Consider the following 23,796-nt stretch of genomic DNA (forward strand, 5'->3'; position numbering starts at 1 on the left):
TCGGCATTCGCGGGGAAACGTGCGGCGGAATCCGCTGTTTCCGGCAAATGAAACTACCGGATCTCATCGGGAAAAGCGGGATAGCTCCCTTCGCCCCAAGCTCGCTTGGAGGGAGGCTTTTCCCGGCGATCCACCCCGGCTCTCCAATCCGGACTTTCAGCTCCGGAAGTTCAGGTCCAGAACCTCAATTCCAGAATAGCGAACCTCGAAACCCCACCCTCACAAGATATACCGCGAGTGATCCTCGTCCTTCACCAGCTCGCCCAGATGCGCGTCCACATACGCCGCATCGACGCGGTAGTGGGTGCCGCTCTTGTCCGGCGCTTCGTAGGAGATGGAATCCAGCAGCCGTTCCAGCACGGTATGTAGGCGCCGCGCGCCGATATTTTCGGTGCGTTCGTTGACCTGGAAGGCGATGGCTGCCAGGCGTGCGACGCCGTCGTCGGTGAATTCCAGGGTGACGCCTTCGGTGGCCAGCAGCGCGGTGTATTGCTTGGTCAGCGCGTTGTGCGGCTCGCGCAGGATGCGTACGAAATCCTCGCTGCTGAGCGCGCCCAGTTCGACGCGGATGGGGAAGCGGCCCTGCAGTTCCGGGATCAGGTCCGAGGGCTTGGCCAGCGAGAACGCGCCGGAGGCGATGAACAGGATATGGTCGGTCTTGATCACGCCGTACTTGGTCGAGACCGTGGAGCCTTCGACCAGCGGCAGCAGGTCGCGCTGCACGCCTTCGCGGCTGACGCCGGCGCCGTGCCATTCGCCGCGCTGGGCGACCTTGTCGATCTCGTCGATGAAGACAATGCCGTTCTGCTCGCAGTTGCGCAGCGCCTCGGCCTTGAGTTCTTCCTCGTTGAGCAGCTTGCCGGCTTCTTCCTCAATCAGCAGCGGACGCGCCGCGCGGATGGTGAGCTTGCGCGACTGGGTGCGCGCGCCGGCCAGGGTCTGGAACATGCCGCGCAGCTGCTGGCTCATTTCCTCCATGCCCGGTGGTGCGGCGATTTCCACGCCGAGATTGACGTTGGTTTCCAGCTCGATCTCGCGCTCGTCCAGCTTGCCTTCGCGCAGCTGCTTGCGCAGCTTCTGGCGCGTGTCGGAATCGCCGCCGCTTTCGGCCGCGCCCTGTTCCCAGCCGCTGTTGCGGCGCGGCAGCAGCGCATCGAGCATGCGTTCCTCGGCGCGGTCCTCGGCGGTGGTCTTGACCCGCGACTTGGCCTGTTCGCGCGTCATCTTCCAGGCCATGTCGGCCAGGTCGCGCACGATGGATTCCACATCCTTGCCGACATAGCCGACTTCGGTGAACTTGGTCGCCTCGACCTTGATGAAAGGCGCATTGGCCAGGCCGGCCAGGCGGCGCGCGATCTCGGTCTTGCCCACGCCGGTCGGGCCAATCATCAGGATGTTCTTGGGCGTGACCTCGTCGCGCAGCGCCGGATCCAGCTGCATGCGGCGCCAGCGGTTGCGCAGCGCGATCGCCACGGCGCGCTTGGCGGCGTGCTGGCCGATGATGTAGCGATCGAGTTCGTTGACGATTTCGCGGGGAGTGAGTTCGGACATGCGGGGATTTGCCTGGGAGTGAGGAATGCGGGAAGGGCGAGGGAAGGTGTGGATGCCGCTGCCTCGTGTGCAGCCGTCTGACAGGTGTTCCGTACGCTCCCGCCCGCTTCCGGAATGGAAGCGCGATGCCGGCTCAGGCCGGCGCGCGCGCGTCCAGTTCTTCGATCGTGATGGAGTGATTGGTGTAGATGCAGATGTCGCCGGCGATCTTGAGCGAGCGCTCGACGATGCTGCGTGCATCCAGCTCGGTGTTTTCCAGCAGCGCCTTGGCTGCGGCCTGGGCGTAGGGGCCGCCGGAGCCGATGGCGATGAGGCCGTTCTCAGGTTCCAGCACGTCGCCGTTGCCGGAGATCAGCAGCGAGCTTTCCCTGTCGGCGACGGCGAGCATGGCTTCGAGCCGGCCCAGGCGGCGGTCGGTGCGCCATTCCTTGGCCAGTTCCACCGCGGCGCGGATCAGCTGGTTGCCGTGCTTGGAAAGCTTGTCCTCGAACAGCTCGAACAGGGTGAATGCATCGGCCGTCGCGCCGGCGAAGCCGGCGAGCACGTCGCCGCGGCCCAGCCGGCGCAGCTTGCGTGCATTGGATTTGACCACGGTATGGCCCAGCGTGACCTGGCCATCGCCGCCGATCACCACTTTGCCGTTGCGCCGTACCGACACGATGGTCGTGGCGTGGAAACTGTCCGCCATAAAACCTCCGGAATTCGAATCCGGAAGGTAGGGATGCGCAGGGGTCTACGCAAGGGAAGGCGGCCAGAGCGCGAAAAGCGCGCGGACAGGTGAGGAAACAGTGAAGGCCGCGCACAAGCCGCCGCGTCCCGGGCGGCCCGGCAGCAGCCGGCGGACGGCGCGGACCGTCCGCCGGGCCGGGTCAGGCGCTGGCGCGGCGCGGCAGGCGCTTGCCCAGCAGTTTCTCGGTGCCGTCCCAGAGCTGGCGCCGGGCATCCAGGCTGGCGATGGCCGCCTTGCGCACCAGCGGGGCGAGTTCGGGTTCGCGTGCCAGCGCCCGGGCGATGATGGCTTCGGCCGCCGGGCCGTGGGCATCGCCGTCGAGTTCGATGTGGCGGTCCAGGTAGTAGACGAAGCACGGCGCTTCGAGGCGGTCCAGGCCCCAGCTGTCGAGGAGGCGCTGGAACATGCCGGGAATGACGTTCTCGCGGCCGTAGAAGAAGTTTGCCATCACCACCAGGGTGCGTTCGCCCAGGGCTCCGCGCAGGGTATGGCTGACGAAGTCGATCACGCAGGTCGGCGCGCCGACGCGGCCCAGAGCGTTCTCCACCGGCACCCGGTCGCGCACCAGCGACAGGAATTGCTGGAACGGCCGCGTGTCGGCGCCGACTTCGCGCATCGCGGCAAGGTAGAGATCCATGTGGCTGATGGGATGGCCGTCCGGGCCGGTATCGGTTTCCTCGCCCAGGATGATCTCGTTGATCAGATGGGCGGCCTCGATGTCGGCGGGCGGCATCCACGGCAGTTCGACACAGGTGAGGTCGCGCTGCAGACGCTTGGCCAGAGACATGAAATCCCAGACCGCATAGACATGGACCTGCATGAACGCCCGCAACGAATCCATGTCACGGATGGCGTCGAACACGCGGTGCGTGTGCAGGGCGTCGCGCAGCTCACGTACATCCGGCGTGAACACCTGTTCGAGTAGTGCGGACACGGCTGACTCCTCCTGTGGATGCGCGGCCCCCGGCCGGCGCCGCCACGGCATCCGGCCCGCGCCGCGCGTATGAAACCTTCAGCTGGATTGGTAAAGCGGATACAGGCTGCCTTCCTCGCGCTCTATGCGCTGGACCAGCAGCGTGCCTACATGGCGGTAGTCGGCGAGGAAGGCGCCGCGCTCGGACGAATTGGTCAGCGGGTGCTGGTATTTCTTGACGAAGTCGATCACGCCGCGGGCTATGGAATTCATTTCGCGGCGGAAGTCGCGGATGAGGTTGAAGTTTTCCTCATCGTCGCGCAGGGTGAATTCGACGTAGTTGTAGAAGCGTACGTTCTCGGCGAGAAGATGCGCCTCCAGCTGGGACTTGAAGGCCAGCAGCTGGGCCGGCAGCAGGTCCCAGCGGTCGCGTTCGGGCAGCAGGCCTATCTGTTCGTAGGCGTGCAGCAGTTCGCGGTGTTCATTGACCAGCTGCGGCACCAGCTGGCCATCGTAGCGCGGCGCGCGGACCGGGGCATGGCGCAGTACAGGGGCGGGCGTGGCCGCGGCGGGAGCCGGCTTGCCGAAGAGCTTGCGGATGGCTGCGAACATGCGGGCTCCGGAGCGAAACCGCCGCGTGGCAGCGGCCCTGGTCTGGATCCTAGCAGCCTGGTTATTAATTGCAATCGTATACGTGTATCTGATTTTGCGAAAATCTTAAAGCTAAATTGAGACGTGCTTTGCAAAAATCGTGAGCCGGTGCGGCGCCGTTTTCCGCTGTGCCTGGCTTGAGGCTTGAGGCTTGAGGCTTGAGGCTTGAGGCTTGAGGCTTGAGGCTTGAGGCTTGAGGCTTGAGGCTTGAGGCTTGAGGCTTGAGGCTTGAGGCTTGAGGCTTGAGGCTTGAGGCTTGCGGCTTGCGGCACACTGGCTGTGGCGCAATGGATCGGGTGCCACGGGCGCAGCCGCACATCCCAGGCGAGGCCCGGGATGCGCGGCTGTCGGTCGGGACGGAATCTCAGGTCGGCATGTACAGCGGGTAGAGGTTGCCTTCCTCGCGCTGGATGCGCTGCACCAGCAGGCCGCCGACGGCGCGGTAGTCGGCGAGGAAGCCGTGCAGCAGATGTTCCGGGTCGTGCTGCGCCTGGTATTTCTTGACGAAGTCGATGACGCCGCGGGCGATGGTGTTCATTTCGCGGCGGAAGTCGCGGATCAGGCTGAGATTTTCCGCGTCGTCGCGCAGGGTCGACTCGACATAGTTGTAGAAGCGCACGTTCTCGGTCAGCAGGTGCGCTTCCAGGCGGGTCTTGAACGCGGTGAGCAGGGTCGGGATTTCGGTGAAGCGGCGCTGTTCGTAGGTGCGGCCGATCTGCTCGAACAGGGCGATGAGCTCCTGGTGGTCGTTCTTCAGCGCTGGCACCAGGCCGGAATCGTAGCTTGGCGCGCGCGGCGCCGGAGCAACGGTGGGCCGCAGCGGGGCGGCCGGTGCAGGCGCGGGTTTGGCCGGCTGGCCGATCAGCTTGCGCAACATGTCGAGCATGAAACCTCCTCGGCCGCGTCGGGCGGCGCTGGTGCGGGGGCGCGCTGCCACGCGGTGCGTACGCGGCGCCGGACCGCGCCGATATCCGGGCACGGCTTGGCGCGCTGCAGCAAAACCGGCAGCGGTCGTTCAGGCATGTAAAAAGTGCGCATAGCCTACCGAATTGCACGTAAGAAAAATATGACGAATCGCGCATTAGAAAATAAGTGGATAAGCGACGGAGTGGGGATTGGCAACTGCCGGCGCGGGCGGCCGGCGCCGCACTGCGTCGGAGTGTCGCAGGGCTGTTTTACATTCCATCATTGATGGTATGTTTCGGCCGCGCTCCGAACGGAGAATCCGGCATGAACCATTGGCTGTTGGCTGCCGCCATTGCGGCCCTGCTCACCTTTGCGGTGCATACCTTCGTCGGCGGCCGCCTGATCGCCGCGCCGCTGCTGGCCGCACCGGGACTGGCGCGGATTCCGCGCCTGACGACGTACTACTGCTGGCATATGGTCAGCATCCTGCTGCTGGCTATGGCGCTGGCGCTGGGCTGGACGGCCTGGCAGGCCAATCCGCCAATGGTGCTGCTGCTGGTGGTGCTTGCCGCGGCGTTCGCGTTGCTGAGCCTGGGCCTGGCCGCGGCGTTCCGGGTCAGCCCATGGCAGCTGCCACAGTGGATCTTCTTCGTGCTGATCGCGCTGCTCGGCGCCGCCGGTCTGAGTGCATGATGGCGCGGCGCAGCGAGGTTGACTGGATCGCGATTGGCCTGGCGCTGCTGGCCGAGCATGGCCATACCCGCCTGACCGTGGCGGATCTCTGCGCGCGCTCGGGGCTGACCAAGGGCTCGCTCTACCACCACTATCCGGACATGGGCGCGTTCCGCGCCGCGCTGCTCGCGGCTTGGCGCGAACGCAATACCGAGCGGCTGATCCTGGAAGCAGAACGCCAGGCGAGCGTGGCAGAGAAAACCCGCGTGCTCGACCACCTGGCCCAGGCGCTGGATCCGGCGCTGGAACGCGCCGTGCGCAATTGGGCCGCACACGAGGCCCAGGCGCGCGAGACGGTGCAACAGGTGGACCGCCAGCGCATCGACTATCTCGCCGGCCTGTGCCGCGAGGAAGGCGTCGGCGCCGCCGAGGCGCGCGACCACGCTACGCTGACCTATGCCGTCTACCTGGGGTTGCAGCAACTGTTCGGCGCCGACGAACAGGCCATTTTGCGCCGGCTCGCGCCCAAGGTGGAATTCGTGCTGCCGGCGGCGACGCGCGGCGGAACCGCCCGCGGACGGCGTGCATGAACGCCGCCGGACGCGGCCTGGGCGGCACCAGCCTGCTCGCCTGGCGCAATCTCAGCCACGACCGCGCGCGCTTTGTCGTCACCCTGGTCGGCGTGTTGTTCGCGGTGCTGCTGATGGGCGTGGAACTGGGCCTGCTGCTGGGGTTCGCGCGCACCACCTCGGGCATGGTCGATCACACCCAGGCGGATCTGTGGATCACCCCGGCCGGCACCACCAATGTGGATATCGCCGGACGCCTGGACGAGCGCCGCCGCTTCGAGGCGCTGGCCGTTCCCGGCGTGGCCGCGGTGGATGCGCTGATGCTGCAATTCGCGTTCTGGCGCAAGCCCGACGGCGGTACCGAGAGCGTGAGCATGATCGGCTATAACCTGGCCTCGGGCCAGGGCCGGCCGTGGAATCTGGTGCAGGGCCGCGTCGAGGATCTGCAGCAGGATGACGCGGTAATCATCGACACGCTGTACGCGGCAAAGCTCGGCGTCGCCGCGCTGGGCCAGACCGTGGAGATCAATAACCAGCGTGCCCGCGTCGTCGGTTTCACCGAGGGCATACGCACCTTCACCCAGAGCCCGTACGTGTTCACCACGCACCGCAATGCGCAGAAGTTCACTTTCCTGCGCCCGGACCAGACCACCTACCTGCTGGTGCGGCTGGTCCCCGGCGCGGATGTGGACACGGTGCGCGACGCGCTGCAGGCGCGCCTGGGCCGGGTCGATGTCTGGCGCTCGGCCGATTTCGCGCGCGCCGCGCAGCGCTACTGGCTGGTAACCACGGGCGCGGGCTCGGCTCTGCTGCTGGCGGCGCTGCTGGGGCTGGTCGTCGGCATCGTCATCGTCGGCCAGACCTTGTACGCGACAACGGTGGACCGCCTGCCCGAATACGCCACCCTGCGCGCAATGGGGGCGCCCAACCGCTATCTGTACGCGGTCATCCTCAAGCAGGCGGCGATCAGCGCGGTGCTGGGCTTTGCCGGCGGGATGCTGCTGGTCGGCCTGGTCGTGCTGGGCGGCGAGGGCAGCACGGTCGCGGTGGCGATGCCGGCCGGACTGGTCGGCGTGCTCGCCCTGCTCACCTTGTTCATGTGCATGCTGGGCGCGCTGATCTCGATTCGGCGCATCACCCGCATCGACCCGACCTCGGTGTTCCAATGAGCGCGGTGTTGAGTCTGCGCGAGGTGGGCGTCACCTACGGCCGCGGCGCGACGGCCTTCCAGGCCCTGCACGGCATCAGCCTGGACATAGAGCCGGGCGAGATGACCCTGATGCTGGGCCCCAGCGGTTCAGGCAAGACCAGCCTGCTGCAGGTGATGGGCTGCCTGCTGCGCGCCAGCCGCGGCAGCGTGCGGCTGTTCGGCCAGGATCTGCATGCGGGGCTGACCGCCGAAGCGCTGGCCGCGCTGCGGCTGCAGCACATTGGCTTCGTTTTCCAACATTACAACCTGTTTCCCACGCTCAAGGCCTGGGAGAACGTCGCCGTCGCGCTGGATATCAAGGCGTTGCCGCGGGCGCAGCAGCATGCTCAGGCGCTGGCCCTGCTCGACCGCCTGGGTCTGGCCGACCGCGCCGGACACTATCCGTCCGAGCTTTCCGGCGGCCAGAAGCAGCGCGTGGCGATAGCCCGCGCCATGGCCGGCGCGCCGCGCGTGCTGCTGGCCGACGAACCCACCGCGGCGCTGGACGGCAAGACCGGCCAGGGCGTGGCCGCGACCCTGCATGAACTGGCCCACCGCGACGGCGTCGCCGTCGTCGTGGTCAGTCATGACCCGCGCGTGGAGCCGTTCGGCGACCGCGTACTGCACCTCGAAGACGGCCGGCTCGTCGACGACCGGCGCCCGCCCCGGAGTTCCGCATGAAACCGCTGCTGCCCTGCGTGGCCTGCCTCTTCCTGCTCGCCGCCTGCGGCGGCGCGGCGCCGCCCGCGCCGTCGGCGCAGGCGCAGATCAGTTCCGTCGCCGCCGGCGGCCTGGTCGAGCCGGCCGGCGAGGAGCGCGTGCTGATTCCGCAGATCTCCGGCCGTCTGGCCAAGGTCCACATCGCCGAGGGCGACGCGGTACAGGCCGGCCAGCTCATCGCCGAAATCGAGAACAGCGAATACCGCGCCGCCCTGGCCGCGGCCACGGCCGAGCTGCAGCGGCGCGAAGCGGAACTGGCGCGCCTGCGCGCCGGCGCGCGCGCCGAAGAGCTGGCCGCCGCGGCGGCGGCCCGGGACGAAGCCGCGGCGCTGGAGCAGCAGGCCCTGGCCGAGCGCGAGCGCCGCGACAACCTGCTGCGCAACAGGCTGATCGCGGTAGAGGCCGCGCAGCAGGCGCGCGCCCAGGCCGCCGCCGCCACGGCGCGGCGCCAGCGCAGCGAGGCCGACCTGGCTCTGCTGCGCGCCGGCGCCCGCGCCGAAGACATCGCCGCTGCCGAGGCGGCCGTGGCCGCCGGCCGGGCCGATGTGGAGCGCGCCGCGGCGCTGCTGGAAAAGACCCGCATCTACTCGCCCATCGCCGGCCATGTGCTCAAGCGCGACCTGGGCGAGGGCGAGACCGTGGTCGCCCTGTCGCCGCTGCCGCTGGCGCGCATCGGCGACCTGAGCAAGCGCTACGTGCGCGCCGACGTGGACGAACTGGACATCGGCCGCGTCCAGGCCGGTCAGGCCGCCACCATCACCAGCGACGCCTTCCCGCAGCAGCAGTTCGCCGGCAAGGTGGTGCGCGTGAGCCAGCGCATGGGCCGGCGCAATTCGATTTCCGGCGATCCGGCGGAGAAGCAGGATGCCAAGATCCTCGAAACCCTGATCGAGCTGGAGGGCGCGCCGCCGTTGCCGATCGGGTTGCGGGTGGATGTGAGGATTGCGGTGAAATGATGCCGCGTGCGCGGCGGTCGCTGCGCTGGAGCTGCAAATGTTGGTGCGGCTTGCCGCGGCGTCTATTCCTTGTCCGGCCAGATCTTGCCCAGCGGGTCGAATTCGCTGGTGACGCGCTCTGCCGCGCGCCGGCCGAAACCGCAGACCGCGAGCACGCCTTCGTCCAGGCCATCCAGGCCAAAGGCCTGTTCGATTTCCTTTTCGTTGATTGCCGCGGTGACAAAGGCGCCCAGGCCTTGCTCGGTTGCGGCCAGGTACAAGGTCTGCGAGAGATGGCCGGCGTCCAGTGTCACCACGCGATAGGCCTTGGCATGGTTGCGGTACTTCCAGAAGCTGCGCGCGAAGCGCGAAACCAGGGCGATCAGCACAGGTGCATCGGCGAAATAACGCTGGGCGGCGACACTGCGCAGAGCCAGGTCATCGGCCGCCGCCGCATCCAGCGGCTGCAACAGTTCCAGCTCATGGCGCAGCGGCTGGTAGTGGTATAGCCCGCAGGCGACGCCGGCCACACGCTTGACGATCAGATAGGCTTCGGTCGGATGCAGGCCGCCGCCGGAGGGGCTGTTGCGCTTGAGCACCGGGTTGCCCGGCAATACCTCCACCACGGCCTGGGCGCCGAAGACACGGTGCAGCAAGGTGGAAAATGTATTGCCGTCCATTTCCGCGGATGCGTCGAAATTGCGGCAGGTGGCCCGGCGCTGCAGCAGTTCGTCGAAGCTGTTGCGAAGCGGCGGCGGCAAGGCGATGGCATGGGCGGATTTCCGCGCCGTCACCGCTGGCGGTGCGCCGAGCTTGTCTACCATTTCGCTGAAGCGGTCGTAGCCCGCGCGCTGGGCATCTTCGCCCGAACGCACCTGGCTCCAGCGGCTGAAGTAATGTTGCGTCGCGGACAGCGCCGCCCAATGGGTGTCGCGCAGGCGCTGGTCGCGCCGGGCCGCCGCTGTAGGCGGCTCCTGGTCGCTGAGGAGCAGGCCTCGTTCGAGCAGGCCATCGACCAGGGACGCGCCGTAACGTTCGTGCAGTTCGGCCAGGCTGCTCCAGGCCTCCACTGGCATGCCGGCGAGAATCCCGACCTGCTGCGGCGTGATCGGGATTTCCTCGTCCAGGTGCGCGGCCAGCGCATACAGCCCGCGCTCGGCGGCGATGCCGTCGCCGCCGGCGAGCAGTCCCTCCAGGTCCAGGCGCAGGCTCTCGCGCGGCTCGAACACGAGTACGGCACAGCGGCGAACACGCACGGGCGGCTCCGGCCAAAGAATGCAGGCTAGCTTGCGCCTGCGCGCAGTCGCAAGCCGCCGAACGGCGACGGGCGCTGTTGCCAGCGGTGCCGGGTCGGCTTGTACAGTCGCAATCGGTGAGCACATGGCCTGCTTGTTGCAACTGGATGCACTGGCTAAGCTGCCGGCACGCTGCGGAACACACGTTCCCGCGGTGCTGCACTGCTCAGGGAATGGGTGCAGTAGTCCACAGCAGCCGCAGTCTGCGTCAAGCAAAGAAGACGCAGGTTTACCGATACCGTATAGCCAGATCAGGGGGGACATATGGCCAATGAACTGACTCCGCAGCAGGTCGAACTGCTGCTGGACCGTCTGGGTAATGACGACAATTTCCGCGCCGCGGTCAGCAAGGACCCTGCCGCCGCGCTGCAATCCGCGGGATTGCCGGTGGAGCTGGCGGCCTGCTTCCAGAAGGCCGAGACGCTGCCGACCAAGCAGGCCGCGGTCGCGGCGAATCAGGTATTGCGCGCCAAGAGCAATGTCACCTTGTCCATGAGCATCCACAAGCTCTGCGATCGCTGAGCCGGATTGTTTCCGGGTAATCCGGCGCAGAGGAAGAGCGCCGCGCAAGGGGGGCGGCTCGTCGGGCGAGCGGTCCGGCGGTCTCTCGCGGCAGTCGTTCGACGGGGCAGGCCGGCCGCCATGGCGGCCGGCCTGCATCAGGGCTTCTGCCTGACTGCGGCAAGCCGCCGGGCGAGGCCTGGCGGCAGCGGCGCCGCCCACGCCCGTTCGAAGGCGCCGGCGTATTTCTCCGCCTCGTCGTAGCGCTTGAGAGCGTGGCTGTATTCGGCCGCGCACAGTAGCGCGTGGGTGGACTCCAGCACGTTGACCAGCGACAGCATCTGCAGTGCGCTGTCTTCCGCATAGGCGCGGCCGCGGTGATGCGTCAGCCACAGCGCCTGTTCCAGTGCTTCTTCGTGGCGCCCGGCCGCGGCATAGGCGTCGCGCAGGGCGACGCGGGTCAGGTACAGGCTGGTGTCGTTGACGAAGGGGCGCAGCGTTTCCACCGCCCTGTCCGCGTCGCCCCTGGCGCGCTGCAGTTCGGCGCGCGCGATCGCGGCCAGATTGACGGCGTTGGGGAATTCGCTGCTCTCGGCCGGTTTGGCAATCTGTCCGACGAGGCTCTCGGCCAGTTCGCCATTGCCACTGCGCGCCGCGGCATAGGCGGCGAACAGGCTGGCTTCGATCGCGTGATGGCGTTCCAGGTCCTCCGTGTCCAGGCCGGCGGCGAGTTCGATTCTTGCGAAGCTGCGCAGCGCGGCGTCGGCATCGGGCTGTGCAGCGAACAGCAACAAGCTGCTGCGCATGCCTTCGAACACGCGGTGATACAGCGGACCGGCGGCCTTGGCCGCTTCCAGTGCGCTGCCGCTCAGGCGCAGGGCTTCGTCGAACTGGCCTTGGTCGGCGGCCAGCAGCAGGCGTACTCGCCAGCGGAATACGTCATTGCCGGCGACCCCGCTGTCGCGCGATTCGGCCAGCGCCGCATTGGCCTGCACGAAGCGGCGTTCGGCCGCGAGCAATTCCACATGCTGCAGGCCCATGCCATCGCCCCTGAGCTGACGCGCAAGGCGCAGTTGCTCGGCGGCCTTGGCGTAGTCGTCGCTGGCGAGGTACAGGGCACCGAGCAAATAGCGGCTGGAGCCCAGGCGCGGATTGTGCGTCGACAGCGCCGGCGCCAGCGCGGTGATCGCGTCGGCGTAGCGATTGGCATAGGTGCGCAGCATCATCGCGTAGTTGGCGTGGGCGGCGTGATAGTCGGGATACAGCTTGGCCAGCACGCTCCAGCGTTCGAACATGACGGCCGGCTTTTCCAGGCTGGCGGCGATCGCGTCCACGTACATGGCCTCGCGAGTCGGCAGCTTGTCGCGCAGTTCCTGCGCGCGGCGCAGCGAAGGCAGGGCGGCGACCTTGTCCGACGCGCTCAGGTAAATGCCGGCGATACCGACATGGGCCAGGGCGAAATCCGGATCCAGCGCGATCGCCTGGCGGTACATGGCCAGCGCCTCGCCCCAGTTCTCCGTCGCCAGCGCGCGCCGGCCCAGGGAGAATGCGCGCAGGGCGTCGATATTTGACGTCGTCACCTTGGCCAGCGGCTGCGTAGTCTCCGAAATCGCCGCCAGGTTCTCGCCCAGGCGCTGGCGCAGGGCTTCGTTGACTTTGTCGATGGAGGCCAGTGCCGATTCCACGCCTTCGCCCTCGGCCGATTCGGTATAGACCGTGGCTTCGGTGGTGGGGTCTATCACTTCAGCGGTGATGCGCAGCTTGCCGCCGACTTCGGTCGCCAGCGGCAGAATGGCGGCCTTGGCGCCTTCGCGCAGGGCGATCTCGGCGGCGCGGCGGCGGTCGACCTTGACCTTGGCCGGGTCCAGTTCCATGCGCCGCAGGGTGTCGCGCACCTGCAGATCGGATACGACATTGACGTGGCGCGACTGCTCCAGGCCAATGCGGAAGGCGGTGCGCAGGGTGTCGTCCAGCGCACTCGCGGTGGTCAGGTTGTTGATATCGCCGACCACGACCCAGTCGCGCTCGGCGAAGGCGATCGCCGCGGGCGGCCGCAGCAGCAGCCACAGGCCCAACAGCAGGGCGGCGGCGGCGATGCCGGCTTCGATGAACATGCTGCCGGGGCGGCGCCACCAGGGCACTTCGCGCCAGGCCTTGCCGGAATACGGCGGCAGGCGCAGCGGCGCAATGCCGGCTTCGCCCACTTCGTAGACCACCAGCGGCTCGGGTACGCCCTTGAAGCGGTAGCGGCCGTGGTTGAGCCAGCGCGTGCGGTCGGCGTTGGCGCCCAGCTCGCCATGGGCGCGCTGGGCCAGGCTGGCGGCCACGCCGGAGACCAGGATCTGGCCGGGCAGGGCCAGCGAGGCCAGGCGCGCCGTCACCGGCTTGACCAGGCCCTCCACCTCGATCGGCTTGGCGCCGTGGACCACGTCGCCGGGATCGTTCTGCCAGACCAGCACATCGCCCACATGCACGCCGATGCGCGCCTTGAGCACCAGACCTTCCTCCTGGCTCAGGCGCATCAGCTCGCGCTGGTAGGCCAGGGCGTAGGCGACGGCATGGATGGGACGTTCAAACAGCACCAGGAAGCCGTCGGTCTTGTCGATTTCCTGGCCCTGGTGGCGCAGCATCAGGTCGCGGGCCAGGCGGTCGTGCCGGCGCAGCAGGGCAGCGGCGCGCTGGTCGCCCAGGCGTTCAACCAGGCTGGTCGAATCGACCAGATCGCACAGCGCCAGGCTGCGCAGCAGCGGTTCGCCCTGCTGCGGCTGCGCCGTGGGTTCGGCGGGGGACACCAAGGCGTTCATGCCCGAGACTCCTGCGGCGGGACGGCAGCCGGTCCGCCGCCCCTCCGCGGTGGATGCAGACTGCAGGCAACCGGTTTGCATAGCGCAAAAACGTGGCCGGCTGCATCACCCTGGCGTGCAGCTGGCCGCCGGCGCGGGCGGGCCGGGTTGCTGGGCTCGGAAGGTCTCGCCGCACTCATGCGTCACTCCGGCGGGCCGGGCGGTTTGCAGGGAGTGCATCTTGCAACGGGCGCAAGCGCCGCGCCAGTGGCGCGGGCGCCCAAGTACAGAAGGGGATTCGTAGCTTTGGCGGCCGGCGGCGGCCCGGTTCAGGCGATGACGCGGTGGTTGTCGCCGCCTTCGCCCTTGACCAGGTACAGGGCGCAGTCCGAATCGCTGTACCAGGCCGACCAGTCGGCGGTCTCGTGGCACAGGCTGCCGCCGACGCTGACGCTGACCGTCAGCCCCTCGGCCGGGGCATGGAAGCGCAGGCCGCGCACGCCGCTGGTGATCTGGGCGGCGCGGCTGCGCAGCTCGTCGGCATCCTTGACCTGCACCAGCAGGGCGAATTCGTCGCCGCCCAGGCGGCAGGGCAGGTCGCAGGCCGCGGCGGCCTGCTGCACCTCGCGCGCGACGGCGCGCAGGGTCAGGTCGCCGGCGAGATGGCCGTAGTGATCGTTGATCTGCTTGAAGCGGTCGATGTCGATCAGCAGCAGGCCCAGGCGCAGGCCGGGCAGGCGCTTGCTGCGCAGCTCTTCCAGGTAGCTGTACAGACCGCGCCGGTTGCACAGCCCGGTCAGTTCATCGGTGCGCACCAGGCGTTCGGCGGTGGAGAGCTGGGTCTGGGTCTGGCGCAGCGAATCCAGCGTGACCATCAGGTCTTCGTTGCGGCGCTTGAGGCTCTGGATCAGCTGCTGTTCGCTGGCCACCAGGTAGGAGAACGAGCGCCGCATGAACTGCGCCAGCAGCGGCGCTTCCGTCTGTAAAAGTTTCTCGAATGCGGCGTGCTCGATCACGCGCAGTACGGCGGCTTCCGCGGCGACCGCGTTGGCCACGCGCGCGTGGTTGCCGATGAACAGGGCCAGCTCGCCGAAGAATTCGCGGGCGCCGATCAGCTTGTCCGGCATGCCGTCGCCGAATTCCAGCTGAATGGTGCCGGATTCGATCACGAACATGGCCCGGCCCAGCTCGCCCTTGCGGAAGATCATCTCGCGCGCGACCAGTTCGCGGCGCTGGCCGGCGCCGACGAACAGGGCCAGCTCCTCGTCCGACAGCTGCCGCGGCAGGAAGGTCGGGCGATGGCGGGCGAAGGCGCTGCTGGGCGTGGCCGACTGCGTCAAGGAAGCTCCAGGACTGACCATGACCACGAAATCCCTCCCCGGGATCCCTCGTTGTGGATCAGGCATCTTACATCAGCCGCCGGCGCCGGCCAGCCGGGCCGGCGGGCTTCAGGCGCGCAGGCCCACGCCGCGCTTGAGCAGGTACAGGCCGAAGCCGGCCAGCACCGCCGCAGCCAGCAGCATCACGCCGTAGGCGGCGTACAGGTTCACGTCGCTGATGCCGAGCAGGCCGTAGCGGAAGGCGTTGACCATGTAGACGATGGGGTTGGCCAGCGAAATGCTGTGCCAGGGCTCGCTCAGGTGGCTGACCGGGTAGAACACGCCGCCGAGATAGGTCAGCGGGGTGAGGATGAAGGTCGGCACGATGGCGATGTCGTCGAACTTCTTGGCATACACCGCGTTGACGAAGCCGGCCAGGGCGAACACCACCGCGGTGAGCAGGAAAGTGGTCAGAGTGACGGCGAAATGGTGGATGCGGATGGGGGTGAAGAACATGGCCACCGCCAGCACGATCGCGCCGACCATCAGCCCGCGCACCACCGCGCCGGTGACGTAGCCGGCCAGGATCACCCAGCTGGGCATCGGCGACACCAGCATTTCCTCGACATAGCGGCCGAACTTGGAGCCGAAGAAGGAGCTGGAGATATTGCCGTAGGCGTTCTGGATCACGCTCATCATGATCAGCCCCGGCACGATGAAGTCGATGTAGCTGATGCCGGGCTGCATTTCGCCGATGCGGCTGCCGATCATGTTGCCGAAGATGAAGAAATACAGCGTCATCGTGATCGCCGGCGGCAGCAGGGTCTGGCCCCAGATGCGCAGGATGCGGGCGATCTCGCGGCGGACTATCGTGCCCAGGGCGACCAGGTTGGCTTGGGTTTGCATCGGGAGTCGTTCGGAATGGGGAGATTGGGGGCGGTCGTGCCGCGCTCAGGCCGCAGCCTGGCCGTTGTTGCCTTCGACCAGGCGCACGAACAGTTCTTCCAGGCGGTTGGCCTTGTTGCGCATGGAGGTGACCACGATGCCGCGCGCGCTGAGCGCGGCGAACAGCGAATTCAGGTCGTGGGTGCGCGACATTTCCGCCTCCAGCGTGTGCGCGTCCACCGCCGCCAGCTTCACGCCGTCGACCTCGGGCAGGTCGGCCGGCATCTGCGCCACGTCGAGCACGAAGGTTTCCACGTCCAGCTTGGCCAGCAGGCGCTTCATCGAGGTGTTCTCGATGATGCTGCCCTTGTCGATGATGGCGATGTTGCGGCAGAGCTGCTCGGCTTCTTCCAGGTAATGCGTGGTCAGGATCACCGTGGTGCCGGCGCGGTTGATCTCGGTGACGAACTTCCACATGGAGCGGCGGATCTCGATATCCACGCCGGCGGTGGGTTCGTCCAGGATCAGCAGGCGCGGCTCGTTCATCATGGCGCGGGCGATCATCAGGCGCCGCTTCATGCCGCCGGACAGGGTACGCGAGGCCACCGCCTTCTTTTCCCACAGGCTGAGCTGGCGCAGGTATTTCTCCGCCCGTTCGCAGGCGATGCGCCGCGGAATGCCGTAGAAGCCGGCCTGGTTCACGCAGATGTCGAACGGGTTCTCGAACTGGTTGAAGTTGAGTTCCTGCGGCACCAGCCCGATCAGCTGCATGGCGCCGCCGCGGTCGGTGTGGATGGAGCGGCCGAACACGCGCGCCTCGCCGCCGCTGGCGTTGACCAGGGAGGACAGAATGCCGATCAGGGTGGACTTGCCCGCCCCGTTTGGCCCCAGCAGCGCGAAGAAATCACCGGGTTCCACCGTCAGCGACACGCCCTTGAGTGCGTGCACGCCGTTGGCGTAGGTCTTGGTCAGGTCGCGGACTTCCAGCGCGGGAGCAGTGCTCATGGGCTGCAGGTTGGGGGAGGGGCGGGTAGTATACGGCCCCCTTTGCCGACGATTGGTTCTGTCCCGTGGCCGAACAGTTTCCGCTGCGCCTGGTTTCCAGCTACATGCTCGCCGACGCGGTGCGGCATCTGGTGTTCGAGCGGGCCGACGGCCAGGCCTTCGCCTTCGCCCCGGGCCAGTTCATCCAGGTGCATTTCCATTACGCCGACGGCAAGCCGACCAAGCGCAGCTATTCGGTGGCAACGGTGGGCGCCGGCGACGCCACGCCGGTGAGCCGTATCGAGATTGCCGTGTCCTATGTCGAAGGCGGCGCGGCGACCGCGCTGCTCGGCGGTCTGCAGGAAGGCGAGACCATCACCGCCAGCGGCCCCTACGGCCGCTTCTGCCTGTTCGACAACGACGCCAACCGGCGCTATCTGCTGGTCGGCACCGGCACCGGCATCACGCCCTACCGCGCCATGTTGCCGCAGTTGCGCCAGGTGATCGCCGCGCGCGGCTGCGAGGTCAACCTGATCTTCGGCGCGCGCAATGAGCAGGAACTGCTCTACGACGCCGACTTCACCGCGTTCGAGCGCGAAGTGCCCGGTTTCCGCTACTACGCCTGCCTCTCGCGCGTGCCGCGCGCCCAGCCGCGGGCGCAGGACCGGCAGGGCCATGTGCAGGCGCTGATCCGCGAGCTGGCGCCGGATCCGGCCGGCGACATTGCTTACCTCTGCGGCAACCCGAATATGGTCGACGAGGCCTTCACCCTGCTCAAGGAAGCCGGCCTGCCGGTGCCGCATATCCGCCGCGAAAAGTACATTTCGTCCAAATAAGCGGGCTGGCGGCCGGCCGCGTCAGACCATACGCCGCAAGGTGTTGTCGCGCACCGCGAAGTGATGCCATAGCGCGGCGGCGGCGTGCAGGCCGATGACGAAGTAGAAGGCCGTGCCCAGCCATTCGTGCAGTTCTTCGGCGGTCTCGTGCAGGCCCGGGTCGCGCCCGACCAGGGCCGGCAGGGCCCAGTCGGTCATCGGGATTGCCACGGCGCGTTCGGCGCTCTGCGCCGTGATCAGCCCGAGCACCGGCTGGGCGATCAGGAAGGCATACAGCAGCAGGTGCGTGGCCAGGGCGGCCCAGCGCAGCAGGCGCGCGGGCGGCGGCAGTATCGGCGGCGCCGGCTGCACCAGGCGCAGGCCTATGCGCGGCAGCACCAGCAGCAGCACGAACAGACCCAGGAACATGTGCCATTGCATCGCCAGGGCGCGCTGGCCGCCTTCGCGCGGCAGGTAGCCGCGGAACTCGGCGACCAGATACACCACGGCGATCACTGCAACCGTCGCCCAGTGCAGCGCGCGCAGCGGCAGGGCGTAGCGGGTCGCGACGGTCTTCATGCGTTGCTCCGGCGGCAGAAACAGTCGGCCATGTGATCGTTGACCATGCCCGTGGCCTGCATGAAGGCATAGCAGATGGTGGTGCCGACGAAGGTGAAGCCTTTCTTCTTCAGCGCCTTGCTCATCGCATCGGAGCGTTCGGTGCTGGCCGGCACGTCGCCGCGGCTGCGCGGCGTGTTGTCGAGCGGCTTGGCGCCGACGAAGGACCACAAATAGGTGTCCAGGCTGCCGTGCTCTTTCTGCACCGCCTGTGCGGCCAGTGCATTCTTGCGCACGCCGTAGACCTTGAGGCGGTTGCGCACTATGCCCGGATCCAGCAGGGCTTTTTCCAGCTCCTTGTCGGTCAGGCGGGCGCAGCGATCTATGTCGAAATCGTGGAACACGCGGCGGTAGTTGGCGCGCTTTTCCAGGATGGTGCGCCAGGACAGCCCGGCCTGGGCGCCTTCGAGGCAGAGGAATTCGAACAGCTCGCGCTCGCCGTGCAGCGGGCGGCCCCATTCGGTGTCGTGGTAGTCGCGTTCGCTGTCGCTGCCCTCGGCCCAGAAACAGCGCTTGAGCGGCTGGCTCATGCGCTCACCTGGTTCAGCCAGGCATCCAGGTTGTAGTAGTTGGTCACCCGGGTGATCTGGCCGTCGACGATCTCGAAGAAGGCGCCGCCGGGCAGTACGTAATGCTGGCCGCGGGCTTCGGGCAGGCCGGCGTCGCTGGCCAGGTACTGGCCGTGCACCACGTATTCGGCCGCGGCGCGCGAGCCGTCGGCATTGGCCATGACGACGATGTCGCGCAGCTGTTCGCTGTAGCAGCGCTGCATGCGGGCGAGGAATTCGCGGAACGCGGCGCGGCCGGTTTCGCGCCCGCCCTGGTTGACGTCGTGGCGCACATCCTCGGACAGGCAGGCGAGCATGCTGTCCCAGTCGGCGCGATTGAACGCGGTGTAGTAGCGCAGCAGCAGTTCGGTCGCGCGATCCATGGCGCGCACACCGTCGATGATCATGCAAAGCTCCGGCCGGCGCAGCGCCGGGTCGATCTATGGGAAACCCAAGCATAGCCGCCGCGGATGCGCGGCGCAGCCTTATCATGCATGCTTTCTGCCAGCGCCAGCGCCCATGTCCGAATCCGCTTCCCGTCGCGGCGCCCTGCTGGCGCTGGCTGTGCTGACCCTGGTGTGGAGCTACAACTGGGTCGTCATGAAGCAGGTGCTGCAGTATTCCGGCCCGTTCGGCTTCGCTGCGATCCGCGCCGTGCTGGCTACCCTGGTGCTGTTCCTGGTGTTGCTGCTGCGGCGCGAATCCCTGCGCCCGCCGCCGCTGGGGCCGACCATCCTGCTCGGCCTGGCCCAGACCACGGCCTTCCAGTCGCTGGTGCAGTGGGCCCTGGTCGACGGCGGTGCCGGCAAGACGGCGCTGCTGGCCTACACCATGCCGTTCTGGCTGCTGTTGCTGGCCTGGCCGCTGCTGCGCGAGCGGCCGGACCGGCGCCGCCTGCACTGCGCCGCCCTGGCCGGCGTCGGGCTGGTCCTGGTGCTGCGGCCCTGGGCCGGTCTGGGCGGGCTGAGCAGTGCGCTGCTGGCCCTGGTCAGCGGCCTGGCCTGGGCGCTGTCGGTGGTGATCGCGAAGAAGACCTTCGCCGACGGCAGCGTCACGCCGCTGCGCCTGACCGCCTGGCAGATGGGCTTCGGCGCGATCGGTCTGTGCCTGATCGCGCTGTGCGTGCCGGAGCGGGCCATCGACTGGAGCGCGCCCTTCCTCTGGGGCCTGGCCTACAACGCCGTGCTGGCTTCCGGCCTGGCCTGGGTGCTGTGGGCGCTGATCGTGCAGCGGCTGCCGGCGACGCTGGCCGGCATCGTCAGCCTGGCCGTGCCGCTGTGCGGCGTACTGCTGGCCTGGCTGCTGCTGGGCGAGCGGCCGGACCTGGCCGAGGCGGCCGGCATCGTGCTGATCGCCGCGGCGCTGGTCGGCATCAGCCGCGCGCCGGCGCGGGCTTCGTCGTAAGGCCGCGGCTCAGGCGCCGAGCCAGGGCAGTGCGTCCAGGTCGACATTGCCGCCGGACAGCACCACGCCCACGCGCCTGCCGGCGAAGTGCTCGCGGTGGCGCAGGATCGCCGCGAGCACGGTGGCGCTGGACGGCTCTATCACCTGCTTGAGGCGCTCCCACACCAGGCGCATCGCGGCGACGATTTCCGCTTCGGAAACCGGCAGCACCTCGCGCACGTTTTCCCGCATCAGCGTGAAATTGATCGCACCTATCGTGCCGCGCAGGCCATCGGCGATGGTGTTCGGGGTGATGTCGGTGAAGCGCTCGCCGCGGCGGAAGGATTCGTAGGCATCCGGCGCGCCTTCGGGTTCGGCCGCATAGACGGCTACGGCGGGATCGATGCCGCGCACCGCGATGGCGCAGCCGCTGACCAGGCCGCCGCCGCCGACCGGCGCGATCAGCGCATCCAGGCCGCCGCTCTGCTGCAGGAGTTCCAGCCCCGCCGTGCCCTGGCCGGCGATGACGCGCGGATCGGCGTACGGATGCACCAGGCTGGCGCCGGTTTCCGCGCGCACGCGCTCGGCGGTCTGTTCGCGCGCGGCAATGCTCGGGGCGCAGTGGTGCAGGGTCGCGCCGTTGCGTTCGATCGCAGCCAGCTTGGCCCTGACCGCGCCTTCGGGCACGACGACATGGGCCGGAATGCCGCGCGTCGCGGCTGCCAGGGCCAGCGCCGCGCCGTGGTTGCCGGAAGAATGGGTGACCACGCCGCGGCGCGCGCTGTCCTCGTCCAGCGACCACACCGCATTGCAGGCGCCGCGGAACTTGAACGCGCCGGCGCGCTGCAGCTGTTCGCACTTGAAGAACAACTGGGCGCCGCTGAGTTCGTCCAGGCTGCGCGAGCGCAGCAGCGGAGTGACCTGGGCATGGGCGGCGATGCGTGCGGCGGCGTCGCGCACGTCAGCGAGGGTAACGCGGCTGTGAGTTTCCATGAGCCGGCGACAATACAGCGGCCCAGGCGGGCGTGCTAGCCTGCGCGGCCTGTGCAGCACCGTTTCCAGCCATGACTGCTTCCGACAACGGCGTGGTCCATCTCGCCGACTACCGCGCGCCGGCCTGGCGCGTGGAACAGGTCGAACTCGAATTCGATCTCGACATCAGCGCCACCCGTGTGCTGGCCCGCCTGCATCTGCGCCGCGGCGCCGGCGCGGCGCAGCCGTTGCGGCTGGACGGCGCCGGCCAGGAGTTGCACGCGATACGCCTGGACGGGCGCGCGCTGGAACCGCACGAGTACCAGCTGGATGCGCAGTCGCTGACCGTGTTCGCCGTGGACGACGGCGCCGTGCTGGAAACCGAGGCCGGCCTGGCGCCGGATGCGAACAGCGCGCTGTCCGGGCTGTATCTCTCCGGCAGCGCCGGAGCCGGCTTCCTGCTGACCCAGTGCGAGGCCGAAGGCTTCCGCCGCATCACCTGGTACCCGGACCGCCCCGACGTGCTCGCACGCTTCCGCGTGCTGCTGCGCGCCGACCGGCAGCGCTTCCCGGTGCTGCTGGCCAACGGCAATCCGGCTGGCAGCGGCGAACTTGAAGACGGCCGCCACTGGGCCGCCTGGGACGACCCGCATCCCAAGCCCAGTTATCTGTTCGCCCTGGTCGCCGGCCGGCTGGAGCAGATCGAGCAGGACTACACCACCGCCGACGGCCGCGCGGTCAAGCTGCGCATCTTCGCCGAGGCCGACGCCATCGACCGTTGCGGCTACGCCATGGACGCGCTGGTGCGCGCCATGCGCTGGGACGAGCAGCGCTACGGCCGCAACTATGACCTGGACGTGTTCCACATCGTCGCCACCCACGATTTCAACATGGGCGCGATGGAGAACAAGGGGCTCAATATCTTCAACGCGAAGTACCTGCTGGCCGATCCGCAGCGCTCCAGCGACGAGGACTACGCCCATGTCGAGGCCATCGTCGCGCACGAATATTTCCACAACTGGACTGGCAACCGCGTCACCTGCCGCGACTGGTTCCAGCTGTCGCTGAAGGAAGGGCTGACGGTTTACCGCGAACAGCAGTTCAGCGCGGAGATGAATTCGGCCACGCTCAAGCGCATCGAAGACGTGCAGGTGCTGCGCCGCGCCCAGTTCACCGAGGACGCCGGCCCGCTCGCCCATGCGGTGCGGCCGGAACGCTACAGCGCGATCGACAACTTCTACACCGCCACCGTCTACGACAAGGGCGCGGAACTGGTACGCATGATCGCCGGCCGCCTGGGCGAGACCGCCTGGCGCCGCGGCATGGACGAGTATTTCCGCCGCCACGACGGCGAGGCGGCGACGGTGGAGCAGTTCCTCGCCGCGCTGGGCGATGCCAATGGCGTCGATCTCAGTGCGTATCTGGCCTGGTACGCCCAGGCCGGCACGCCGCAGTTGCAGGCGCGCGGCACCTACGATGCGGCAGCGCGGCGCTACCGCCTGGACCTGCGCCAGCGCACCGCGCCCACGCCGGGCCAGGCGCGCAAGCAGGCGCTGCCGATTCCGCTGCGCGTCGCCCTGCTCGGTGCCGACGGCCGCGCCCTGCCGCTGCGGCGCGAAGCCGGCGCGGCGCCGCAGGACGAGTGCGTGGTCGAGCTGGACGCGGCCAGTCGCTGTTTTGAATTCGTCGACATCGACGCACCGCGCGTGGCCTCGCTGCTGCGCGGCTTTTCCGCGCCGGTGCAGCTCTCCACCGACCAGGGCGCGGACGATCTGGCTTTCCTGCTGCGTTTCGAGAGCGACGGCTTCAACCGTTGGGAAGCCGCGCAGCAGCTGGCGCGGCGCGCGTTCGAGCGCGTGCTCGGCGGTGCGCAGAACGTGCCCGAGCTGGATATCTGGTGCGACACCCTGGCCGGCCTGTTCGACGATGCGGCGCTGGATCCGGCCCTGCTGGCCGAACTGCTCACGCCGCCCGAACTCAACGAACTGGCGCAGCCGTGCACGCCGCTGGATCCCGCCGCCGTGTTCGCCGCGCGCGAACGGCTGGAGCAAGCCCTGGCCCAGCGCCTGGGCGCCGCGCTGGAGCAGCGCCACGCGGCGTTGCTGAAGACCGAACGCGGCGGACTCGACGGCGCCGCGCGCGGCCGCCGCCGTCTGCTCAATCGCTGCCTGCGCCTGTGGCTGCGGCAGGATCCGGCACAGGCGCAGGAAATCGCCGCGACGCGCTATGTGCTGGCCGCCAGCATGAGCGAGCGCCTGGCTGCGCTGGCAGGCCTGCTCGCCGATGGCGCGGAATCCGGCGAGAAGGCGCTGCAGGATTTCGAGCGGCGCTACGACAACGATCCCGTCACCCTGGACAAATGGTTCGCCCTGCAGGCGACGATTCCGCGCCCCGACACGGTGGAGCGGGTCGCCGGCCTGCTGCGCCATGCGCGCTTCAGCCTGCGCAATCCGAACCGCGTTTCCGCCCTGCTGATGGGTTTTGCCGCGCGCAATCCGCTGGCCTTCCATCGGCCCGACGGCGCCGGCTACGTCCTGATCGAGCAGGCCCTGGCCGAGATCGACAGTCTCAACCCGACCACCGCCGCACGCCTGGCCACCGCGCTCAAGGACTGGGCGCGGCTGGAACCCGGCCGCCGCGCACTGCTGCAGGCCGCCTTGCAGCGCTTGGCGGCGGGCGCGCGGTCGCAGGACCTGGCGGACATTCTGCGGCGTACGCTCGGCGATTCCTGACCGCCCGGATACGGCGTTCGGCTGCGAAGCGCCAAACCGGCGGCGTTCGGTCGCGGCGGCCTGAGCCGGTGCGGCGGCACCCCGTCTGCGCGACGAACCTTGGGCCAATGCCGTCGAAGCAGGGG

General features: G+C 68.4%; 23 protein-coding genes. 9 read left to right on the forward strand and 14 right to left on the reverse strand.

What is annotated here, in order from left to right:
- Positions 1–219: 219 nt before the first annotated feature.
- The 5 genes from hslU to NM961_RS12930 all read right to left on the reverse strand — a co-directional run bounded on the left by hslU (position 220) and on the right by NM961_RS12930 (position 4,731).
- Positions 220–1,551 carry an ATP-dependent protease ATPase subunit HslU gene (hslU, locus tag NM961_RS12910; RefSeq protein WP_255914804.1) on the reverse strand — a complete coding sequence of 444 codons (1,332 nt, stop codon included), beginning with the start codon at positions 1,549–1,551 and terminating at the stop codon, positions 220–222.
- A gap of 133 nt (positions 1,552–1,684) precedes the next feature.
- Positions 1,685–2,239 (reverse strand): ATP-dependent protease subunit HslV, encoded by a 555-nt coding sequence (gene hslV, locus NM961_RS12915; protein WP_255914805.1) that lies wholly within the window; start codon positions 2,237–2,239, stop codon positions 1,685–1,687.
- A gap of 181 nt (positions 2,240–2,420) precedes the next feature.
- Positions 2,421–3,215, reverse strand: a complete 795-nt coding sequence (locus NM961_RS12920; RefSeq protein ID WP_255914806.1) for a DUF3050 domain-containing protein — start codon at positions 3,213–3,215, stop codon at positions 2,421–2,423.
- A 78-nt stretch (positions 3,216–3,293) separates the two neighbouring features.
- On the reverse strand, positions 3,294–3,806 hold the full coding sequence (locus NM961_RS12925; RefSeq protein WP_255914807.1) for a hemerythrin domain-containing protein: 513 nt from the start codon (positions 3,804–3,806) through the stop codon (positions 3,294–3,296).
- A 403-nt stretch (positions 3,807–4,209) separates the two neighbouring features.
- Positions 4,210–4,731 (reverse strand): hemerythrin domain-containing protein, encoded by a 522-nt coding sequence (locus tag NM961_RS12930; RefSeq protein ID WP_255914808.1) that lies wholly within the window; start codon positions 4,729–4,731, stop codon positions 4,210–4,212.
- A 344-nt stretch (positions 4,732–5,075) separates the two neighbouring features.
- Between NM961_RS12930 and NM961_RS12935 the strand changes: the two genes are divergently transcribed.
- From NM961_RS12935 to NM961_RS12955, 5 genes are read left to right on the forward strand one after another with little or no spacing between them, the layout of a single operon-like run.
- On the forward strand, positions 5,076–5,444 hold the full coding sequence (locus tag NM961_RS12935; protein WP_255914809.1) for a hypothetical protein: 369 nt from the start codon (positions 5,076–5,078) through the stop codon (positions 5,442–5,444).
- Positions 5,441–6,013, forward strand: coding sequence for a TetR/AcrR family transcriptional regulator (locus NM961_RS12940; protein WP_255914810.1), 573 nt, complete (start codon positions 5,441–5,443; stop codon positions 6,011–6,013). The genes NM961_RS12935 and NM961_RS12940 overlap by 4 nt, the downstream gene beginning before the upstream one ends.
- Entirely contained in the window at positions 6,010–7,161 is a 1,152-nt protein-coding gene (locus NM961_RS12945; protein WP_255914811.1) for an ABC transporter permease, read from the forward strand. The genes NM961_RS12940 and NM961_RS12945 overlap by 4 nt, the downstream gene beginning before the upstream one ends.
- Entirely contained in the window at positions 7,158–7,862 is a 705-nt protein-coding gene (locus NM961_RS12950) for an ABC transporter ATP-binding protein (RefSeq protein WP_255914812.1), read from the forward strand. The genes NM961_RS12945 and NM961_RS12950 overlap by 4 nt, the downstream gene beginning before the upstream one ends.
- The gene (locus NM961_RS12955; RefSeq protein WP_255914813.1) at positions 7,859–8,857 is read left to right on the forward strand and encodes an HlyD family secretion protein; all 999 of its coding nucleotides are present in this window, start codon (positions 7,859–7,861) and stop codon (positions 8,855–8,857) included. Before NM961_RS12950 ends, NM961_RS12955 begins: the two co-directional genes overlap by 4 nt.
- Positions 8,858–8,919: 62 nt before the next feature.
- Here NM961_RS12955 and NM961_RS12960 read toward each other — a convergent pair whose 3' ends face one another.
- Entirely contained in the window at positions 8,920–10,092 is a 1,173-nt protein-coding gene (locus NM961_RS12960; protein ID WP_255914814.1) for a putative peptide maturation dehydrogenase, read from the reverse strand.
- A gap of 303 nt (positions 10,093–10,395) precedes the next feature.
- Between NM961_RS12960 and NM961_RS12965 the strand changes: the two genes are divergently transcribed.
- On the forward strand, positions 10,396–10,653 hold the full coding sequence (locus tag NM961_RS12965; RefSeq protein WP_255914815.1) for an NHLP-related RiPP peptide: 258 nt from the start codon (positions 10,396–10,398) through the stop codon (positions 10,651–10,653).
- A 137-nt stretch (positions 10,654–10,790) separates the two neighbouring features.
- Here NM961_RS12965 and NM961_RS12970 read toward each other — a convergent pair whose 3' ends face one another.
- The 4 genes from NM961_RS12970 to NM961_RS12985 all read right to left on the reverse strand — a co-directional run bounded on the left by NM961_RS12970 (position 10,791) and on the right by NM961_RS12985 (position 16,624).
- Positions 10,791–13,436 (reverse strand): putative peptide modification system cyclase, encoded by a 2,646-nt coding sequence (locus NM961_RS12970; protein WP_255914816.1) that lies wholly within the window; start codon positions 13,434–13,436, stop codon positions 10,791–10,793.
- Between the two features lie 308 nt (positions 13,437–13,744).
- Complete coding sequence (locus tag NM961_RS12975) at positions 13,745–14,755, reverse strand: GGDEF domain-containing protein (protein WP_255914817.1); 1,011 nt, start codon at positions 14,753–14,755, stop codon at positions 13,745–13,747.
- Positions 14,756–14,863: 108 nt separating this feature from the next.
- Positions 14,864–15,640: an ABC transporter permease gene (locus NM961_RS12980; RefSeq protein ID WP_255914818.1), complete on the reverse strand. Its 777-nt coding sequence runs from the start codon at positions 15,638–15,640 to the stop codon at positions 14,864–14,866.
- A gap of 45 nt (positions 15,641–15,685) precedes the next feature.
- Positions 15,686–16,624 carry an ABC transporter ATP-binding protein gene (locus tag NM961_RS12985; protein WP_255914819.1) on the reverse strand — a complete coding sequence of 313 codons (939 nt, stop codon included), beginning with the start codon at positions 16,622–16,624 and terminating at the stop codon, positions 15,686–15,688.
- Positions 16,625–16,689: 65 nt separating this feature from the next.
- On the opposite strand from NM961_RS12985, the gene NM961_RS12990 reads away from it, so the two are divergent.
- Positions 16,690–17,439 carry an FAD-binding oxidoreductase gene (locus NM961_RS12990; protein WP_255914820.1) on the forward strand — a complete coding sequence of 250 codons (750 nt, stop codon included), beginning with the start codon at positions 16,690–16,692 and terminating at the stop codon, positions 17,437–17,439.
- 21 nt (positions 17,440–17,460) lie between these two features.
- Here NM961_RS12990 and NM961_RS12995 read toward each other — a convergent pair whose 3' ends face one another.
- From NM961_RS12995 to NM961_RS13005, 3 genes are read right to left on the reverse strand one after another with little or no spacing between them, the layout of a single operon-like run.
- The gene (locus NM961_RS12995; protein WP_255914821.1) at positions 17,461–17,997 is read right to left on the reverse strand and encodes a cytochrome b; all 537 of its coding nucleotides are present in this window, start codon (positions 17,995–17,997) and stop codon (positions 17,461–17,463) included.
- Positions 17,994–18,566, reverse strand: a complete 573-nt coding sequence (locus tag NM961_RS13000; RefSeq protein WP_255914822.1) for a DNA-3-methyladenine glycosylase I — start codon at positions 18,564–18,566, stop codon at positions 17,994–17,996. The genes NM961_RS12995 and NM961_RS13000 overlap by 4 nt, the downstream gene beginning before the upstream one ends.
- A complete protein-coding gene (locus NM961_RS13005) occupies positions 18,563–18,991 on the reverse strand; it encodes a ketosteroid isomerase-related protein (RefSeq protein ID WP_255914823.1) in 429 nt (142 codons plus the stop codon). Before NM961_RS13005 ends, NM961_RS13000 begins: the two co-directional genes overlap by 4 nt.
- 112 nt (positions 18,992–19,103) lie before the next feature.
- On the opposite strand from NM961_RS13005, the gene NM961_RS13010 reads away from it, so the two are divergent.
- Positions 19,104–19,988 carry a DMT family transporter gene (locus NM961_RS13010; RefSeq protein WP_255914824.1) on the forward strand — a complete coding sequence of 295 codons (885 nt, stop codon included), beginning with the start codon at positions 19,104–19,106 and terminating at the stop codon, positions 19,986–19,988.
- A 9-nt stretch (positions 19,989–19,997) separates the two neighbouring features.
- Here NM961_RS13010 and NM961_RS13015 read toward each other — a convergent pair whose 3' ends face one another.
- Positions 19,998–20,960, reverse strand: coding sequence for a pyridoxal-phosphate dependent enzyme (locus NM961_RS13015; protein WP_255914825.1), 963 nt, complete (start codon positions 20,958–20,960; stop codon positions 19,998–20,000).
- Between the two features lie 71 nt (positions 20,961–21,031).
- Here NM961_RS13015 and pepN point away from each other — a divergent pair, with 71 nt between their 5' ends.
- Entirely contained in the window at positions 21,032–23,671 is a 2,640-nt protein-coding gene (pepN, locus tag NM961_RS13020) for an aminopeptidase N (RefSeq protein ID WP_255914826.1), read from the forward strand.
- Positions 23,672–23,796 lie beyond the last annotated feature (125 nt).

This window comes from Tahibacter harae (assembly GCF_024437735.1).
Lineage (GTDB): Bacteria > Pseudomonadota > Gammaproteobacteria > Xanthomonadales > Rhodanobacteraceae > Tahibacter > Tahibacter harae.

Coding starts and splice junctions, on each gene's coding strand:
- hslU (WP_255914804.1), bottom strand. CDS start 1,551: ATGTCCGAACTCACTCCCCGCGAAATCGTCAACGAACTCGATCGCTAC.
- hslV (WP_255914805.1), bottom strand. CDS start 2,239: ATGGCGGACAGTTTCCACGCCACGACCATCGTGTCGGTACGGCGCAAC.
- NM961_RS12925 (WP_255914807.1), bottom strand. CDS start 3,806: ATGTTCGCAGCCATCCGCAAGCTCTTCGGCAAGCCGGCTCCCGCCGCG.
- NM961_RS12930 (WP_255914808.1), bottom strand. CDS start 4,731: ATGCTCGACATGTTGCGCAAGCTGATCGGCCAGCCGGCCAAACCCGCG.
- NM961_RS12935 (WP_255914809.1), top strand. CDS start 5,076: ATGAACCATTGGCTGTTGGCTGCCGCCATTGCGGCCCTGCTCACCTTT.
- NM961_RS12940 (WP_255914810.1), top strand. CDS start 5,441: ATGATGGCGCGGCGCAGCGAGGTTGACTGGATCGCGATTGGCCTGGCG.
- NM961_RS12945 (WP_255914811.1), top strand. CDS start 6,010: ATGAACGCCGCCGGACGCGGCCTGGGCGGCACCAGCCTGCTCGCCTGG.
- NM961_RS12950 (WP_255914812.1), top strand. CDS start 7,158: ATGAGCGCGGTGTTGAGTCTGCGCGAGGTGGGCGTCACCTACGGCCGC.
- NM961_RS12955 (WP_255914813.1), top strand. CDS start 7,859: ATGAAACCGCTGCTGCCCTGCGTGGCCTGCCTCTTCCTGCTCGCCGCC.
- NM961_RS12965 (WP_255914815.1), top strand. CDS start 10,396: ATGGCCAATGAACTGACTCCGCAGCAGGTCGAACTGCTGCTGGACCGT.
- NM961_RS12970 (WP_255914816.1), bottom strand. CDS start 13,436: ATGAACGCCTTGGTGTCCCCCGCCGAACCCACGGCGCAGCCGCAGCAG.
- NM961_RS12980 (WP_255914818.1), bottom strand. CDS start 15,640: ATGCAAACCCAAGCCAACCTGGTCGCCCTGGGCACGATAGTCCGCCGC.
- NM961_RS12985 (WP_255914819.1), bottom strand. CDS start 16,624: ATGAGCACTGCTCCCGCGCTGGAAGTCCGCGACCTGACCAAGACCTAC.
- NM961_RS12995 (WP_255914821.1), bottom strand. CDS start 17,997: ATGAAGACCGTCGCGACCCGCTACGCCCTGCCGCTGCGCGCGCTGCAC.
- NM961_RS13000 (WP_255914822.1), bottom strand. CDS start 18,566: ATGAGCCAGCCGCTCAAGCGCTGTTTCTGGGCCGAGGGCAGCGACAGC.
- NM961_RS13005 (WP_255914823.1), bottom strand. CDS start 18,991: ATGATCATCGACGGTGTGCGCGCCATGGATCGCGCGACCGAACTGCTG.
- NM961_RS13010 (WP_255914824.1), top strand. CDS start 19,104: ATGTCCGAATCCGCTTCCCGTCGCGGCGCCCTGCTGGCGCTGGCTGTG.
- NM961_RS13015 (WP_255914825.1), bottom strand. CDS start 20,960: ATGGAAACTCACAGCCGCGTTACCCTCGCTGACGTGCGCGACGCCGCC.
- pepN (WP_255914826.1), top strand. CDS start 21,032: ATGACTGCTTCCGACAACGGCGTGGTCCATCTCGCCGACTACCGCGCG.